Origin of the sequence: Actinoplanes sp. NPDC051633, assembly GCF_040681735.1 — a bacterium.
GTDB lineage: Bacteria > Actinomycetota > Actinomycetes > Mycobacteriales > Micromonosporaceae > Actinoplanes.
The window spans coordinates 1-2,502 of record NZ_JBFAZH010001129.1; the positions used below are offsets into that span (position 1 = coordinate 1).

The window sequence follows — 2,502 nt, forward strand, 5'->3', positions numbered from 1 at the left end:
ACCCCGGTAGCCGGCGAAATTCCTCCTCATCCACCACGATCATCTCGATCGGCGGGGCTTGCGGCCCGTCATGCCGGTCCGGGTTGGGTTCCAGCCACCGTTCGGCGTCCCGCAGGCGCGGCTCGACGCCCTCGAGCTCGCCGGTGGCCAGCAACGCCCCGACATAGCCGTTACTGAGCACCGGCCTTGCCGGGAAGAGATGATCGGGCAGCAGCTCGAGCCAGCCACGCAACGTCGCCTCCCGTCGGTCCCTGCGCATGGCCGGCATCGCGCGCTCCACCAGATCCGCCGCACGCTCGAAGTCCTCGGCGGCGAGGGCGTGATGGATGGCCGCGGCCACCTCGCCGTGCTGGGCGTACCAGGCGCTCGCCCGGCGGTGCAGGCCGGACACACGGTCGGCTTGCTCGTCCCGCAGGCGCGCATGCAGCACATCGGCGAAGAGGTGGTGATAGCGGTACCAGCGGCGGCGATTGTCGAGCGGGACGAGGAACAGGTTGCCTCGCTCCAGGGCCTCCAACATCGCCCCGCCACCATCCTGTCCCGTGACGGCATCGCACAGCGGACCGGTCAGCCGGGCCAAGATCGAGGTCTGCAGCAGGAAGGCTCGGACATGGTCGGGCTGACGCTGCAGCACCTCCTCGCCCAGATAGTCGACGACGTAGCGGTCGTCCCCGGCGAACCCGGCGATGAAGCCGGTGATGTCGTCGCGGCCCTGCATCGACAGCGCCGCCAGCTGAAGGGCGGCGATCCACCCCTCGGTGCGCTCCTCCAGCGCACAGACATCCTGCGCCGTCAGCGGCAGGGGCATCACCTCGGCGAGGTACGCGGCGACCTCGTCAGGGGTGAAGCGCAGGTCAGCCGCGCGAGCCTCGACCAGCTCGCCGCGGGCCCGCAGCCGGGCGAGCGGCACCGGGGGATCGGCGCGGCCGGCGATGACCACATGCACCTGCGCAGGCAGGTGGTCGAGCAGGAAGGCCATCCCGTCCTGCACGTCGCGCGATTCGATGACGTGGTAGTCGTCGAGCACCAGCACCAGGTCGTTTCCGAGTGAGCCGAGGTCGTTGAGCAGGGTGGTGAGCAGCTCGTGGGTCGGAACCGGTTGTGACCCGTCCAGCAGCGCGACGGTCCTCGCGCCCACTCCTGGTGCCGCAGTCCGCAGCGCGGCGATCACATACGTCCAGAACAACCGGGGATCGTTGTCGCCGTGGTCCAGCGACAGCCAGGCGGCTGAGCGCGTTTCGGTCGGCGACGCCGGTGCGGCCGCCAGCCACGCGGCGAGCAACGTCGTCTTGCCGAAGCCGGCCGGTGCGGACACGAGCATCAACCTCGACGCTGCCCCGCGGTTCAGCCGCGCAATCAGTCGCGGACGCGGCACCAGGCCACGTCGGGGCATCGGAATATAGAGCTTGGTCTCGAGCAGCGGAGCTGGCATCACCGTCTCCTGTTGCGAGCGCGTCATGTGGTGGATGCTGGGTCCTCCGGCCCACCCGTTCCTCGGCGATCCGCCCTCACATTAGACCGCTGATCGCAGGGCGAACGGCAGGCGCGGCTCGCACGTCGTGTGCCACCGTCGGGAGAGCGCAATGCCGGACACGTCCCGTCCACGGAACAGCAGGTCCGGCGCCGGCCCGCGTCTGCCTCCGGTCGGCGCGGTCGGGCCTGACTCACCGGCGGTACACCGGGTCGGATGGGGCTTCATCGCGCTGTACGCGTCGGCGTACACGGGCACCTCCCTGGTGTTCCTCGCGCCACTGCTGGTCACCCTGGCGTTGAAGGTCAACTCACTGGTCGGGATCGACCGGGCCCCGGGCAGCTTGGCGCTGGTGACCGGGATCGGCTCCGCGCTGGCCATGGTCGCCAATCCGTTCTTCGGCAGATTGAGCGACCGCACCTCGTCGCGGCTGGGCATGCGCCGGCCTTGGATGGTCATCGGCCTGCTGGCCGGTTCCCTCGGCATCCTCACGGTCGCGTTGGCACCCACCATCGCGGTCGTCCTGCTCGGATGGTGCGTCGCCCAGCTGTTCTTCAACGCCCTGCTCGCCGCCCTGGTGGCGGTGCTGCCGGACCAGGTCCCGCCCGCTCAGCGCGGCCTCGTCGCGGGTGTCCTAGGGGTCTGTCTGCCGATCGCGTCGGTGAGCGGCACCTTCCTGGTGCAGCTGTTCACCGGCAGCCAGCTTGCCATGTTCCTCGCCCCGTGCGCGATCGGCGGGTTCCTCATCCTGCTCTTCGCGGTCACGCTGAACGATCGCCGGCTCGCCCGGGCCGACAAGGCGAACTGGTCGCTGCGGGAGTTCGCCAACGCGTTCTACGTCAACCCCCGCAAGAGCCCGGACTTCGCGTGGGCCTTCGGGAGCCGGTTCATGCTCCTGCTGGCGTACGCCTTCCTCACCACATACCAGGCCTACTTAAATTTAAATATTAGCACGCATTTATGCCGAGAAAATTTATTGATGTTGAGAAGAACCCTTAACTAAACTTGGAGACGAATGTCGGCATAGCGTG

Annotated in this window: 1 protein-coding gene and 1 pseudogene; one reads left to right on the forward strand and one right to left on the reverse strand. The window is 68.4% G+C overall.

What is annotated here, in order from left to right:
- A pseudogene (locus AB0M20_RS37950) lies at window positions 1-1,315 on the reverse strand (hypothetical protein); the annotation flags it as partial.
- Between the two features lie 268 nt (window positions 1,316-1,583).
- Between AB0M20_RS37950 and AB0M20_RS37955 the strand changes: the two are divergent.
- The gene (locus AB0M20_RS37955; RefSeq protein ID WP_364305684.1) at window positions 1,584-2,474 is read left to right on the forward strand and encodes an MFS transporter; all 891 of its coding nucleotides are present in this window, start codon (window positions 1,584-1,586) and stop codon (window positions 2,472-2,474) included.
- Window positions 2,475-2,502: the final 28 nt, after the last annotated feature.